Annotated in this window: 12 protein-coding genes and 1 riboswitch; of the genes, 4 read left to right on the top strand and 8 right to left on the bottom strand. The window is 71.1% G+C overall.

Annotated features, from left to right (window positions below; all coding sequences use genetic code 11):
• Nucleotides 1–86 precede the first annotated feature (86 nt).
• The 5 genes from SSP29_RS06850 to SSP29_RS06870 form a co-directional block, all read right to left on the bottom strand.
• The gene (locus SSP29_RS06850; protein WP_089099515.1) at nucleotides 87–974 is read right to left on the bottom strand and encodes an ABC transporter permease; all 888 of its coding nucleotides are present in this window, start codon (nucleotides 972–974) and stop codon (nucleotides 87–89) included.
• Complete coding sequence (locus SSP29_RS06855) at nucleotides 961–1,989, bottom strand: ABC transporter ATP-binding protein (protein ID WP_089099516.1); 1,029 nt, start codon at nucleotides 1,987–1,989, stop codon at nucleotides 961–963. The genes SSP29_RS06850 and SSP29_RS06855 overlap by 14 nt, the downstream gene beginning before the upstream one ends.
• A 58-nt stretch (nucleotides 1,990–2,047) precedes the next feature.
• Nucleotides 2,048–3,301: a LolA family protein gene (locus SSP29_RS06860; protein WP_089099517.1), complete on the bottom strand. Its 1,254-nt coding sequence runs from the start codon at nucleotides 3,299–3,301 to the stop codon at nucleotides 2,048–2,050.
• A gap of 249 nt (nucleotides 3,302–3,550) precedes the next feature.
• The gene (locus SSP29_RS06865; protein ID WP_089099518.1) at nucleotides 3,551–4,486 is read right to left on the bottom strand and encodes a CHRD domain-containing protein; all 936 of its coding nucleotides are present in this window, start codon (nucleotides 4,484–4,486) and stop codon (nucleotides 3,551–3,553) included.
• Between the two features lie 131 nt (nucleotides 4,487–4,617).
• Nucleotides 4,618–5,628: a polyprenyl synthetase family protein gene (locus SSP29_RS06870; RefSeq protein WP_089099519.1), complete on the bottom strand. Its 1,011-nt coding sequence runs from the start codon at nucleotides 5,626–5,628 to the stop codon at nucleotides 4,618–4,620.
• A gap of 989 nt (nucleotides 5,629–6,617) precedes the next feature.
• Nucleotides 6,618–6,816, top strand: a riboswitch (cyclic di-AMP (ydaO/yuaA leader).
• A 3-nt stretch (nucleotides 6,817–6,819) separates the two neighbouring features.
• Here SSP29_RS06870 and SSP29_RS06875 point away from each other — a divergent pair.
• Nucleotides 6,820–7,308: a transglycosylase SLT domain-containing protein gene (locus SSP29_RS06875; protein WP_089099520.1), complete on the top strand. Its 489-nt coding sequence runs from the start codon at nucleotides 6,820–6,822 to the stop codon at nucleotides 7,306–7,308.
• A gap of 13 nt (nucleotides 7,309–7,321) precedes the next feature.
• Here the strand turns inward: SSP29_RS06875 and SSP29_RS06880 are convergent, their stop codons facing one another.
• Nucleotides 7,322–8,128, bottom strand: coding sequence for an HAD family hydrolase (locus SSP29_RS06880; protein ID WP_089099521.1), 807 nt, complete (start codon nucleotides 8,126–8,128; stop codon nucleotides 7,322–7,324).
• A gap of 149 nt (nucleotides 8,129–8,277) precedes the next feature.
• Here SSP29_RS06880 and SSP29_RS06885 point away from each other — a divergent pair, with 149 nt between their 5' ends.
• Complete coding sequence (locus tag SSP29_RS06885; RefSeq protein ID WP_145968861.1) at nucleotides 8,278–8,682, top strand: hypothetical protein; 405 nt, start codon at nucleotides 8,278–8,280, stop codon at nucleotides 8,680–8,682.
• Between the two features lie 18 nt (nucleotides 8,683–8,700).
• Here the strand turns inward: SSP29_RS06885 and SSP29_RS06890 are convergent, their stop codons facing one another.
• Both SSP29_RS06890 and SSP29_RS55090 read right to left on the bottom strand, forming a co-directional pair.
• Nucleotides 8,701–9,921 (bottom strand): FAD-dependent oxidoreductase, encoded by a 1,221-nt coding sequence (locus tag SSP29_RS06890; protein WP_089099523.1) that lies wholly within the window; start codon nucleotides 9,919–9,921, stop codon nucleotides 8,701–8,703.
• Nucleotides 9,922–9,949: 28 nt separating this feature from the next.
• Nucleotides 9,950–11,194, bottom strand: coding sequence for a carboxylate--amine ligase (locus SSP29_RS55090; RefSeq protein ID WP_089099524.1), 1,245 nt, complete (start codon nucleotides 11,192–11,194; stop codon nucleotides 9,950–9,952).
• A 277-nt stretch (nucleotides 11,195–11,471) separates the two neighbouring features.
• On the opposite strand from SSP29_RS55090, the gene fahA reads away from it, so the two are divergent.
• The gene (fahA, locus tag SSP29_RS06900; RefSeq protein WP_089099842.1) at nucleotides 11,472–12,683 is read left to right on the top strand and encodes a fumarylacetoacetase; all 1,212 of its coding nucleotides are present in this window, start codon (nucleotides 11,472–11,474) and stop codon (nucleotides 12,681–12,683) included.
• A gap of 265 nt (nucleotides 12,684–12,948) precedes the next feature.
• A complete protein-coding gene (locus tag SSP29_RS06905) occupies nucleotides 12,949–13,887 on the top strand; it encodes a M56 family metallopeptidase (RefSeq protein WP_089099525.1) in 939 nt (312 codons plus the stop codon).

The raw sequence follows: 13,887 nt of genomic DNA on the forward strand, positions 1-13,887 counted from the left end.
GGAAGGGACACCCGGCGGGGCGCCCGCGGACCCGGACCGTACGGACGTACGAACATGTACGAACGTACGTACCTCCCCGCCCGGGGCTAGGCGGTGATGTCCCTCGTCGTGAACCGCGCCCAGGCCGCCGATCCGAACACCGCCGTGTACAGGGCCTGCAGCTCCAGGTTCTTGACCAGGTCGTCCCAGTAGACGGGGTCGCGCATCAGGTCGGCGAAGGACAGCCAGTAGTGGGAGAAGAAGTACGGCTGGAGCGCGTGCAGCTGGGGGATCTGGTCGAGGATCTGGACCGTGATGAGCAGGCCCACGGTCGTCGCCATCGCCGCGATGCCGCTGTTGGTCAGCGTGGACACGAACAGGCCGAGGGCGGCGATACCGGCCAGGGACACGGCGACCACCAGGGCGATCAGCAGGGCGCGGCCGAGGCCGTCGGCGAAGGATATCCGGGTGCCGGAGATCGTCGTCAGGTCACCGAGCGGGAAGAGGAGCGCGCCGACGGCGAGCGCGGAGGCGGCCACCACCAGGGTCGCGACCAGGCAGAAGGCCATCGTCGTCGCGTACTTGGCGAGCAGGAGGCGGGTGCGGCCCGCCGGGGCGACCAGCAGATAGCGCAGTGTGCCCGCGTCGGCCTCGCCCGCGACCGCGTCCCCGGCCACCACCCCGACGGCCATCGGCAGGAAGAACGGGAGGGTCGCGGCCAGCGCCGTGAACACCAGGAACAGTCCGTTGTTGGTGACCTCGGCGATGAACGCCGGGCCCTCGCCGCCGCCGCGGCCGGCCTGCCCGCCGCCCCGGGTCTCGATCCTGACGGAGACGCCGACGAGGATCGGCACCGCCGCCAGTACGCCCAGCAGCACGAGGGTGCGCCAGCGCCGGAACGTGGTGACGAGTTCGCTGCGCAGCAGACCGAGGCTCCACAGCGGGTTCGGCCGCACGGCCGCTGTCTCGACGACGGCCAGGTCAGCCTGCGACATCGAAGCCCTCTCCGGTCAGTGCCACGAACGCGTCCTCCAGCGAGGCCCGTTCCACGGTGAAGCCGCGGACCCGGACGCCCGCCGTGACGAGCGCCGCGTTCACCTCGGCGAGGTCGCGCTCGGGCGGCTCGCCGGTCACCCGGTCCTCGGCGACGACGACGTCCGCGACGCCCTGTTCCTTGAGCACCCGGGCCGCCTCCAGGGGGTCCGGGGTGGTCACCACGAGCCGGCCGCGGGCCCCGGCCACCAGGTCGGCCACCGCGCCCTGGGCGATCAGCCGGCCCTGCGCCATCACGGCCGCGTGGGTGCAGACCTGCTCGATCTCGTCGAGGAGGTGGGAGGAGAGGAACACGGTCGTGCCGTCCCCGGCCAGTTCCCGGACCAGGGCGCGGATCTCCCGCATGCCCTGCGGGTCGAGGCCGTTGGTCGGCTCGTCCAGGACCAGCAGCTTGCGGGGCTGGAGCAGCGCGGCGGCAAGGCCCAGGCGCTGCTTCATCCCGAGGGAGTAGGCCTTCGCCTTCTTCGCCGCGGCGGCCGCGAGGCCGACCCGGTCCAGCGCGGCCTCGACGCGTGCGCGCCGGGTGCGGGGGTCGGCGGCCGGGTCGGCGGCGTCGTACCGCAGCAGGTTGTCGCGGCCGGAGAGGAAGCCGTACAGCGCCGGGCCCTCGATGAGGGCGCCGACCTGGGGCAGTACGACGCGGGACGCGCGCGGCATCGGGTGGCCGAGGACGCGGGCGGTGCCCGAGGTGGGCGCGATCAGGCCCATCAGCATGCGGATGGTGGTGGTCTTGCCGGAGCCGTTCGGGCCGAGGAAGCCGAAGACGCTGCCCGCGGGGACGGACAGGTCGAGACCGTCCACGGCGAGCTGTCCGCCGCGGTAGCGCTTGGTGAGGCCGCGGGTGTCGATGACACCCGCTCCCACCGGAGCGCGCTCCCCCGGATCCCCGGGATCTCCCGGGGATCCGGGGTCCTCCGGGGCCTCCGGCTCCCGTTCCGTGGCGGACGGTCGGTCCATCGGCTCCCTCGATTCGTCGTACGGCAAAGGCTGCTTACCGCACCCGTGCCACCCCGGGCTAGCCCGCGTTGGCCGCCTTCAGCAGTGCCGCCTTGTCCACGGCGCCGACGTACACCTTGCCGTTGTCCGTGATCAGGGCGTTGATCAGCCGGGTGGAGAAGACGGTGCCCTTGCCGAACTTGCCGGAGACGGGGTCGCCGAGCGAGCCGAGGAAGCCGCTCAGGTCGCCGCCGCCGGAGGCGGAGCCGGTGGGCAGCCCGGCCTTGCTGCCGGTGTCGAGGACGGCTATGGAGTTCCAGTCCTTGCCGAGGACGTCGAAGCCGGACTTGTCGAGGCCCTTGGCGGAGCCGTGGCCGGGCGTCTCGGAGGCCTTGCCGCCCTTGTCCGACCCGTCGGTCTTGCTGTCCTTGCCGGCCTTGTCGCCCTCGGTGACCTTGGCGCCCTTGGGCGGGGTGAAGTCGAAGGTGGAGGCGGCCGGCTTCGCGAAGCTGACCTGGGTGTAGCCGGCGTCGACCACGGCAGCGCCGCCGCTCGACGGGGTGAGCGTGAACTTCAGCGGCGTACCGGTCTTGGCGTCCACCGCGATGCTGATCGCACCGACCGTCGTACCGGACTGCTTGGGCTTGATGACCAGGCGGTAGGCGTCCCGGCCGGCCACCTGGGCGGTGCCGTCGACCGTCACCGACGTGGTGTCGTCGACCGACTTGAGGACCTCGTCGGCGAAGTCCTTCGGCGTGGCCGGGGTCTCGTGCTGCTCGGCCTTGCCGGAGTCGGCGGCGGTGGAGTGGTAAACCTCGTTGGACTTGCTGTCGTAGCCCCACACGTCGGTGCCGTTGTGGATGAGGCTGTACTCGGCGCCGCTCTCCAGCACCGACACCTTCTGCTTCTCGGGGCCGTCGGCGGCCACCCGCAGGGTGTGCGTGCCGGAGGCCAGCTCGGTGAGCTTGCTGGTGGGGTCGGCCGACGAGCCGTCGCCGCTGCCCTGGGTGGCCCCGGACAGCAGGCTGCTCTCCAGACCGCCGAGGTCGGGCAGGCCGAGGTCGGTGCTGACCTTCACGGTGCCGGACAGCTGCTGCACGTCCGACTTGGCGATCTTGTCGATGAGTTCCTGCGCGGTGATCTTCGGCAGGTTGGGGTCGCCGGAGTCGGCGAGTGCCGGGACCAGGCCGATCGTGGCCGCGGCCACGCCCACCACCGCGACCGGGACGACGTACCGTGCGGCCTTGCGCCGCCGCTCGGTGCGCAACTCGGCGCGCAGCTCGTCGTCGGCCTGCGCGGCCCCCGTGCTGTCGTCGGATTCGTACGGTGCCATGTGTGCCCTACCTCCGTAGTCGGCGGCGGCCGTCCTCGCACGTGTCCCACCCTGAGCCGCCATTCTCACCCGAATCGGTGAGTGGTGGTGATTTCCGTGGTTTCCATCTCACCAAATCGGGGGCGGAGAAGCGTCAGACCACGGAGCCAACTCCGTGTACACCTGCGGTATGACACAAGGGTGGAGGCGCCTTCCCCGACCCGTAGGGGTCGGGCGGCGAAGGCGCCTCCTGTCACGTGCCGTGTCGGCTCAGTGCTGCACGAACACGTAGTCCGCCGAGTAGGGGACACCGACGACGGCACCCGGGGTGCAGGAGCCGGCCGGGGCGACGCCGCCGACGGTGTTGAGGCGCAGGATCTCGCCGGTGTGGGCGAGCAGCCCGTGCTTCTTGCCGGACCGGGTGGTCTTGAGGTCCAGTTCGGGGATGTTGCCGGTGCCGTTCGGCGTCTTGGTCAGGACGGCTCCGGTGACCGCGGTGCCGTCGGGTGCGACCCACTGCGGGGTGCCGGAGTTCGGCGCGACGAAGGAGTGGCGGATACCGCCGCCGAGCTTGGCGCTGACATCCCGCTGGGCGAAGGCGTAGCCGCCGCCGTCGGCGGGCTTGCACTGGTAGATCTGCTTGCCGGTGACGACGGAGGCCTGGAAGCCGCCCCTGAGGTCGGAGACGGTGGTGACGGCGTGCAGCTGGCCGCGGAGGGCTCCGCCGGGGAACTCGGCGGTGTGCAGGTTGGCGTAGAAGGCTCCGGGGTCGGTGGTGAGCTGCTTGAGCAGGGCCTTGTCGGTGACCTTGACGCTGCCGGTGACGCTGTGGCCCTCGGCCTTCTTCAGCAGCTTCCCGAAGTCGATCTTGACGCCGCCATTGGTGCCCTTGGCGCCCTGGTGGATGTGCAGGTCGGTGGGCTCGGCGGTGCCGCGCCAGGTCACGGCGACGGTCACCTTGTCCCCCTTGACCTGGATGAACTCCAGCGCGGCGCCGTCCTTGTCCCCGACGGCGGGCCCACCGGCGACGGGTACCTCGTTGGCACCGCGCAGACTGGCGGCGAGGACGACGGAGGCGGCGGAGCTGTGGCTGGTGGCGGAGCTGTGGCTGGTGGCGGCGGATGCCGGGACGGCGGCACCGCCGAGAGCGGTGACGGTGATGGCTGCGGCGACGAGGCTCTTGCGGCGCGTTGCGTCGATGACCATGATTCCGTTTTCTCCCCCTGTGTCAGCCGACGCCCCCTGCGTCGGCTTCTGGCGAGGAGTACGGAACAGATCCTGGATTAGACTCAGTCCAATGATGCGACCTGGATCACATGAGCGCGACCCGCCGGAGACTATCCGGCCCGGTGCACCACCGCGTCGCACAGCTCCACCAGCGCGGCCTTGGGGTCGCACTCCGGCAGCGGAGCCAGCGCGGCGCGCGCCTCCTCCGCGTACCGGACCGCGTCCCGGCGGGCCAGCTCCAGCGCCGGGTGCGCCCGCAGGGCCGTCAGGGCCTCCGCGTGCCGCGCGTCGTCCGTGAGGTCGGAGTCCAGCAGCTCGCACAGGGCGATGTCCTCGGCCAGCCCCGACCTGGCCGCCAGCTCCCGCAGCCGCAGCACCGGAAGCGTGGGCACGCCCTCGCGGAGGTCGGTCCCCGGAGTCTTCCCGGACTCGTGGGAGTCGGAGGCGATGTCCAGGACGTCGTCGGCGAGCTGGAAGGCGACACCGAGCCGTTCGCCGTACTGGGTGAGGACGTCGACGACCGTCTCGTCGGCACCGGACAGCATCGCGCCGAAGCGGCAGGAGACGGCGACCAGCGAGCCGGTCTTGCCGCTGAGCACGTCGAGGTAGTGGTCGACCGGGTCACGGCCGTCCGACGGGCCGGCCGTCTCCAGGATCTGACCGGTCACCAGGCGCTCGAACGCGAGGGCCTGGACCCGGACCGCCTCGGGACCGAGGTCGGCGAGGATCTGGGAGGCGCGCGCGAAGAGGAAGTCGCCGGTGAGGACGGCGAGCGAGTTGCCCCAGCGGGTGTTGGCGCTGTCGACCCCGCGCCGCACGGACGCCTCGTCCATGACGTCGTCGTGGTACAGCGTGGCCAGGTGGGTGAGCTCGACGACGACGGCCGACGGCACGACACCGGGCGCGTACGGGTCGCCGAACTGCGCGGCGAGCATCACCAGCAGCGGGCGGAACCGCTTGCCCCCGGCCCGCACGAGGTGCTGCGCGGCCTCCGTGATGAACGGGACCTCGCTCTTGGTGGCTTCTAGCAAGCCTTCCTCGACAGCCGTCAATCCGGCCTGGACATCGGCTTCCAGAGCCTGGTCCCGCACGCTCAGCCCGAACGGCCCGACGACGGTCACGAGGGGTCTCCTGTCTGCTGGTGTCTACTGGCGATTACGCGGTTTGTCGATAGGTCGCTGCCCTCACTCAAGTCAGCGTATCCGGTCGGGTTTCGATCACCGATAGCGCCCACGGTTACACCCCGGGCGCTATCGGATCACGACCGTTATGTTTTTGATCAGCCGATACGACCTGACATCCCCTGACTTAACAGGAAGTACGGGCACTTGTCCCGAACCAGGGCACAGGCCGTGTCCCGTACCGGCCGCAGACCTTCCACCCGGCCGCCGCCCGGAAACGGCCCCAGAGCTCCCCCGGCCGACATCACCTGCCCGGGCGCACCCCCTCCGCCACCCGCCGACTCCACCGGGGACACCCGGTGCACGAACGGCGGCACCTCGTGCACACCCGTACACCCTTCCTCCGCTCCTCAGCATTCCCCCGATCGGCACCCCCTCGGCCGTCACCCCCTCGACCGACGGAACGACGCCCCATCACCCTTCCCTCGACGCGACGCGCTTCGTCTGCGCACCCAACTTCCCACCCCCGGCGGGTCAGTGGCACGCGCACACCCGGAGCCTCCTAGGCCGACGGAGGGCGCCCCGAGAAGCACCTGGTCAGACAATTCGGACTACTCATTGAAATCACCCCCATAAGTACCCACTCCGCCGCCCCCGACCGGGGCAATCCGCACGAATGAAAGCGGGGCGGTTTTCCGTCGAACCAGGAAAAAGGCGGATTCCAAGAATCCCTCATGCCCGATTTGCCGTTATTGCGGTTTCGTGAAGTAGGTCACGTGGACCTGGATGGCGCAAGGTCCATAAGGGGACCCTTCCTTCCCTTTCCCCGTGGGCCAGTTGAGGGTTGGCAGCTGCAAAGGATCAAGTACCCCATACGCCTCATCGCAAGGTCAATCGGTGTGTTCTGTGAATCAGGTACTTGTTCCGGACATGTGCCCTCGCATACGTTCCCGCTCGCCGGGCGGACGCCGAATCCTGCCGCCGCCCGTCGTAACCCATCGACGAGTTCATTCGCACGGCAGGAGCGGGGGACCCAGGTAAGTCGCCGGACCGGGCGGCCGACGTCATCGGACAGACGTCGTTCCGGAACGGCTAGGGGTGAAGTCGCATCGCCTTCGGGCGATGCGGCCGGGCACTCCCCGGGCCCGAACCCGACAGCTCACCTCGCAGGCGACGGAGAGGAACAACGCCATGCTTGCTGCCGACCAGCACCGCACTCCCCGCCGTAACCGCATCATCCGCACGCTCGTCGTCGCCGGCACCGGCGCCGCCGTCCTCGCCCTCCCGCTCATCGGGGCGACCGCCGCCTCCGCCGCCGGGTCCTCCACCTCGACGGCCTCGACCACCCTCGCCGGGTACCCGAACAACCTCGACGGCTGGATCCGCGAGTCGCTCGCGATCATGAGGGAGAAGCGCATCCCGGGCACCTACCACGGCATCTACCGCAACATCATTCGGGAGTCCTCCGGCAACCCGCGGGCCATCAACCTCTGGGACTCCAACGCGGCCAAGGGCATCCCGTCCAAGGGCCTGCTCCAGGTCATCGACCCGACGTTCAAGACCTACCACGTGGCCGGCACGTCGTTCGACATCTACGACCCGGTCGCGAACATCACCGCCGCCTGCAACTACGCCGCCGCGCGGTACGGCTCGATGGACAACGTCCACGGCGCGTACTGACCGACGTCCCACGTCAGTCGAAGAGTCTTTCGAGGACGACGGCGATGCCGTCGTCCTCGTTCGACGTCGTGATCTCGTCGGCCAGCGCCTTGAGTTCGGGGTGAGCGTTTGCCATCGCCACCCCGTAGGCCGCCCACTCGAACATCGGGATGTCGTTGGGCATGTCACCGAAGGCGATGGCCCGTCCGGGGCTCAGCCCCAGATGGCCGGCGGCCAGCGCGAGCCCGGTCGCCTTGGTCACCCCGCAGGGCTGGAGTTCGACGGTCCCCGGCCCCGACATGGTGACCGTCGCCAGCGACCCGACCACCGAACGGGCGGTCGCCGCCAGTTCGTCGTCGGACAGGGTGTGGTGGCGCAGCAGCACCTTGCTGATGGGCGCGCACCACAGGTCGTCACGCCGGGCGACGCGCAGAGCGGGCAGCGTGGGGTGGGGCATCAGATAGCCCGGCTCGATGAGCGTGAGCCCGTCCACGCCGTCCTGGTCGACCGCCGCGTACACCTGGCCGACCTCGGCCTCGATCTTGCCGAGCGCGGTCTCCGCGAGTTCCCGGTCCAGGGTGACCGACCACAGCAGCCGGTCCGCGCCGGCGTCGTACACCTGCGCGCCCTGGCCGCAGACCGCGAGTCCCGTGCAGCCGAGGTCGTCGAGGAGCGGGCGCACTCTCGGCGCGGGACGGCCGGTCACCACGAGGTGCCGGGCACCGGCCCGGACGGCCCGCGCAAGCGCGGCGAGCGACCGTTCCGAGAGGGTGTCGTCGTCGCGCAGCAGCGTGCCGTCCAGGTCGGTGGCGATCAGTGAGTACGGGGAGGGTGCGACCATGATCAGAGAATACGGACAGCACGCCCCTGGGACTCACTGTGCGTTTCGGCCTCAAGTGGCGCCCGCCGCCTCCGTGATGGGGCCGTTGTCAGTGGCGGGCGTTACGTTTGGGGTGAGCCGGTTTCGCTGATCCGACGGGGGTGCTGGTCGTGACGGACGGACGGGGGGACTTCCGGACGTATCCGCAGGAGGCGGCGACCGGAGTGCCGGAGCGCCTCCCGGGGAAACTGCGGCCGGAGATCCACGGGTTGTCGTTCCGTACCTGGCGGGTGGACGACGACGACCGCGGACCATATGTGGCGATCGGCCACAACCCGGAGATCCGGTACGAGGCCGAAAGACACCCCGAGGTCCCGGGCGAGGCCCGCTGGAACTTCGCGCGCCGGCTCCTCGACGGGTTCGAGATGCTCGGCAACGGCCCCGGGGACCCGGCCGGCGGTGCGCTGTACGCCGAGAAGGTCCGGCGGCTCGGACTCCGGTTCGACGGGGACGGCGACGGCGCCGAACTGGACGCGGCACGCAAGCTGTTGGGGCTGCGCCTCGGGGCCGGGTGACGCTCCGGCCCCGGCGTGTCAGGCGTGGGCCGCCGCCAGGTGCCCGGCCAGGCGCGGTGAGGCGAACTCCGTACCGCACACGAAGCGCATGACCGGGCCGTACGATGCCGCCGCCGGGAGCCCTGTGAAGTAGAGGCCGGGCACGGAGGAGACGTGTCCGGCGCCGAGTCTCGGGGCGCCCCGGCTGGCCGCGACGCGGGTGCGGAGCCCGGGGCCGAGGAAGTCCATCGCGGCGATGTCCACGCGGTAGCCGGTGGCGGCTATGACGTGGTCGGCGGTGAGGCGCTCGGTGCCGCCCTCGTGGGTGCGGACGGTGAGGACCGGGGCGCCGTCCGCGGTGTCGGCGCCGGTCACCGCGGCGACCTCGCGGACCTGGACCTTGCCCTCGAAGCGGTCGCGCAGCCACCAGGCGCCGAGCGGGCCGAGCACCCGGCGGACCAGGTAGTGGCGGGTCCCCGCCGGGAGGTAGCGGTAGGGGTGCGGGTAGTAGCTGAGCGCCCACAGGGACCAGGCACGGCCGAACGGCGACTCGGGGCGCAGCTTCGGCTGGTCCCAGGGCGGGGCGCCGAAGGCCACCCTGCCGCGCCCTCGCGAGACCACCCGCACCCGGGCGCCGGCCTCGGCGGCGAGGGCCGCCGTCTCCAGCGCGGACTGCCCGGCACCGACGACGATCAGCTCCTTGCCGGAGAAGCGGGTCAGGTCGTGGTGCTGGGAGCTGTGCGAGACCGGCCCCGCCGGTCCGTCCGCGCCCGCCCCGGCAAGCTCGGCGGGAAGGCGGGCGAGCCCGGACAGGCCGGTGGCGACGACGACCGCGCGGGCCGTCAACGACTCCCCCGAGTCCAGCTTCAGTTCGAAGCCCGCCGGGCCTCCCGCCTTGCGCTGATCCGTCTTGTGCCGGTCCACGGAGACCACCCGCACCCGCTCCAGCTCGGGCACCAGTTTCTGCTGGAACCACTCGCCGTAGCCGATGAAGGTCTCCACCGGGATGACGTCCTCGTCGGTGACCAGCCGGCGGACGCCCGCCGCGTCGCAGTAGTCGGCGAGGGTGTGCCCGCGCTGCGGGCAGTCCAGGCTGGAGGCGGCCGGGGTGGACTTCAGGATCATCCCGGCCGGCATGTGGTCGCGCCAGCTGACCATGGGATCGCCGAAGACCCGGACGGGGATGCCGCGCGCCCGCAGATGGGCGGCGGTGGACAGGCCGAAGGGCCCGGCACCTATGACTGCTACCGGCTCGATCACGAAGTTCCTCCCCCAGGAACGTGGTGTCCTACTTCGTGGCGGTGCTGGAGCCGCGGCGGTTGGTGCGCCACAGCTGATAGAGGTGCTTCGCGCCCGGCCGTACGAAGCGCGCGAGCATCGTGACGAACGGCAGCGGGTCGTCACCCGCCAGCCAGGCCAGCTCGGTCCCGCTCGGCCGCTTCGGCGCGTGCGGCGTCGTATAGCCGCTGCGGCGGTAGGCGAGGAGGGCGGGCAGGTCGATGTTCTCCACGACGTACCGGTGGCCGGCGCGCTGTTCCCCCTCCGGAACGCGGCGCCCGGTCAGGTCGAGGTGCATGGCCCGGACGACGTCCACCTCCGACTCGCTCTCGAAGAGCCGGAACTGGGCGCCCATGCGCGGGTTGAAGTCGAGCAGCTTGTACTGCCCGTCGCGCCGGTCGAAGCGCAGGTCGAGATCGATGATGCCGGTGAAGCCGATCTCCTTGATGAAACGCGCGGCGAGGTCGGCGAGTTCCGGGTTGTCGACGACGTAGGCGTTCGCGGTCATGCCGGCGTGCGGCGGCCAGGAGCGGACCTTGACGCCGGTGAACAGCGCGCGCGGATTGGAGTCGGCGTCGAAGTAGGCGTGCACGATCCAGTCCTCGGCCTCCTCCCGCGGGAGGTACTCCTGGAGGATGACACCCGGATGGGTGCCCCAGTCACGGGCGAGGGTGAGCAGTCCCTCCCGGGTGGCGATCCGCGTCGTTCCGTTGACGGCGGGCTGCTTGCGCCGGACGAACGCCTCGCGGTTCTTGGCCACGATCGGGAAGCGGGCCTTCTCCGCGAAGTCGACGATCTCGTCGTACGAGTCCGGGAAGGCGGCCGCCGGGCTCGGGATGCCGTGTTCCACGCACAGTTCGTGCAAACCCTGCTTGCTCGCCAGCCGGCGCGGCAGTTCCGGGTCCACGCGCGGGAAGAGGAAGCGGTCGCCGAGCGCGTCTTGGTGCTCGGCGATCAGGACGGCGGCCTCCTCGTCGGTGGGGATCAGCACGGTCGGACGACCGATACGGCGGCCGATGCGCAGCAGTCCCTCGACGAGATGGTCCGGTTCCTCGGCGCCGGTTGTCGGCCACACGAACGCCCGTCTGAGATAACGGGACGAGGCCGCCGGCGTGTACGCGTCCTCCGTGATCGCGTACATGGGAACGCCCAGGCGGCCCAGACTGCGAATAGCGCCGACTCCGCCGTGATGCAGCGGATAGTCGCCGAACTTGACGATCAGGCCCGGCACGTCGCGGTCCGCCTCGAACGGCACGCTGACGGCATTCCTGGCCACGGGTCCCCCCACGTGTCCCCCTCTACGGACCGGACCCACCCCGTCCGTGTCCCCCAAAGGACGCTAAGCCGGAATTGCCCCCTCCGACAAGGGCTATTAGGACATTGCGAACTCTTTAGACACTGCCACGACAGCCAACTCACCCGTAACGTGTGGCGCGACCACATGGAATGCCGCGCAACGCCATAGTGACGTCGCCACATGGCCGTCCCCCGCGCGGCACGGATGAGAGCGAGGCAGTCACCCCATGCCCCCCTTGCCCCCCTTCGAGGTCCCCGAGGGTGACCCCTTCGGCTCGCACAACCTTCCGTATGGCGTGTTCTCGACCTCCGGGAGCACGGAACGGAGGGTCGGCGTCCGCCTCGGCGACCACGTCCTCGACGCCGGTGCAGCGGCCCTCGCACTCGGCTCCCCGTACGCCTCCCTGCTCGCCCGCCCGACCCTCAACCCGCTGCTGGCCGCGGGCCGCACCGCCTGGTCGGACGTACGGCGCGCCCTGACCGCCTGGGTGACCGTGCCCGGGCACCGCGAGACACTCGCCCCTCTCCTGCACCCGCTGCCCGAGGTGACCCTGCACCTTCCCTTCGAGGTCGCCGACTACGTCGACTTCTACGCCTCCGAGAACCACGCCCGGAACGCCGGCCGCATCTTCCGCCCCGACGCCGTCGACCCGCTCACCCCCAACTGGAAGCACCTGCCGATCGGTTACCACGGCCGCGCGGGCACGGTCGTGGTGTCCGGGACGGATGTCGTACGGCCCTCGGGACAGCGGAAGGCGCCGTCGGACCCGGCACCGGTGTTCGGCCCGTCAGGACGGCTGGACATCGAGGCCGAGGTCGGCTTCGTCGTCGGCACGCCCTCACAGCAGGGCAGGCCGGTGGCGCTGGGCGACTTCAGGGAGCACGTGTTCGGCCTGTGCCTGCTGAACGACTGGTCGGCGCGGGACCTCCAGGCCTGGGAGTACGTCCCGCTCGGCCCGTTCCTCGGCAAGTCGTTCGCCACCTCGGTCTCGGCGTGGATCACCCCGCTGGACGCGCTGGAGGACGCGCGGATCGCCCCGCCGGGGCGGACGCACCCGCTGCTGCCGTACCTCGACGACGCCGCGGAGGAGCCCGCCGGCTACGACCTGCGGATCTCGATCGCGATCAACGGGCACACGGTGTCCGAGCCGCCGTTCTCCACCATGTACTGGACCGCCGCCCAGCAACTCGCCCACCTGACGGTCAACGGCGCCTCACTGCGCACCGGCGACCTGTACGGCTCCGGCACGGTGAGCGGCGCGGAGCCCGGGGAACGCGGGTCGCTGCTGGAACTGACGTGGAACGGCCGCGATCCGCTCGAACTCCCGGACGGGAAGCGGACGTACCTGGAGGACGGCGACGTGGTGACGCTGTCGGGGTGGGCTCCCGGGCCGGGGGGCAGCCGGATCGGGCTCGGGGAGGTCAGGGGGCGGATCGTGACGGGGTGAGGGAACGGCGGCAGGTACCGCCCGACTCGCCGAGGCGGGCCGGGAAGCGGGGCGCCCGGATCGTCGTCGGCACCTGACTCGGGGCACCCGGCACCGTCATACTGACGGGACACGCACCATGCGATGCGCCCGCACGCGCACCATGCGAGGCGTCGGCGCACGCGCATCGTGACGCGCCGGCGCACGCGCCATGTCACGCGACGGCGTATCACCCCGCATCACCTGCCACCCGCACATATCTCCGATCAGGAAACGGAGCCCCGGCATGACCGTCTGCCTGCTCCTGTTGACCGCCGTCGCCCTGACGGCCGCCGTACCCGCGCCGCGCGCCCTGGTGCGGTCCCTGTGGCCGGAGCGGGAACCGGTGGTCGCGCTGTGGGTATGGCAGTGCCTGGTCGCCACCGTGCTGATGTGCTGCCTGACCGCGCTTACCCTGGGCGCGGCGGCCGTCTTCCACACCGTGCGCGACCGGGTGTTCGCGCCGGCGCCACCGGCGGTCACCGCCGCGTACGACCTCTCCGTCGCGCCCCTGTGGGCGGTCGCCCTCACCATGCTGCTGGCGTGCGGGGCCGCGTGGACGACGGCGATGCTCGCCCGCGAACTCGTCGAGGCCCGGCGGCGCCGCGACCGGACCCGCGCACACCTGCGCGAGCGGGCACCCGAACTGCCGGCGGGGCTGCCTGCGGCACGCGGGCCGATGCTGGTACTTGAGGACGAGTACCCGGACGCCTGGTGGATGCCGGGCCATCCGCCACAGCTGGTCGTGACCACGGGGGCACTGCACCGCCTCACCGACCACCAGCTCGACGCCGTGCTCACCCATGAACGGGGCCATGCCCGCGCCCACCACGACTGGCTGCTCCACCTGTCCAGTGCCCTGGCCACGGGCTTCCCGCGCGTGCCGCTCTTCTCCCACTTCTGCGACCAGACCCACCGGCTCGTCGAACTCGCCGCGGACGACACCGCGTCCCGCCGTTGCGGCCACCTCACCACCGCGCTGGCCCTGATCGAACTGAACCAGCACCGCGGAGTCCTGTCCTGCGCGTCGAGCCGCCGGCTGCTGGGCGAACGGGTCGACCGCCTGCTGGAACCACCACCACGGCTGCTGCGCCGCCAGCGCGCCCTCACGACGACGGTGGCCGCCCTGGTCCCCCTGCTGCCGCTCCTGATCATGTTCGCACCGGGGCTGACCGCGCTCGGTTAG

The organism is Streptomyces hyaluromycini, from assembly GCF_002217755.1.
In the GTDB taxonomy this organism is placed as follows: Bacteria; Actinomycetota; Actinomycetes; order Streptomycetales; family Streptomycetaceae; genus Streptomyces; species Streptomyces hyaluromycini.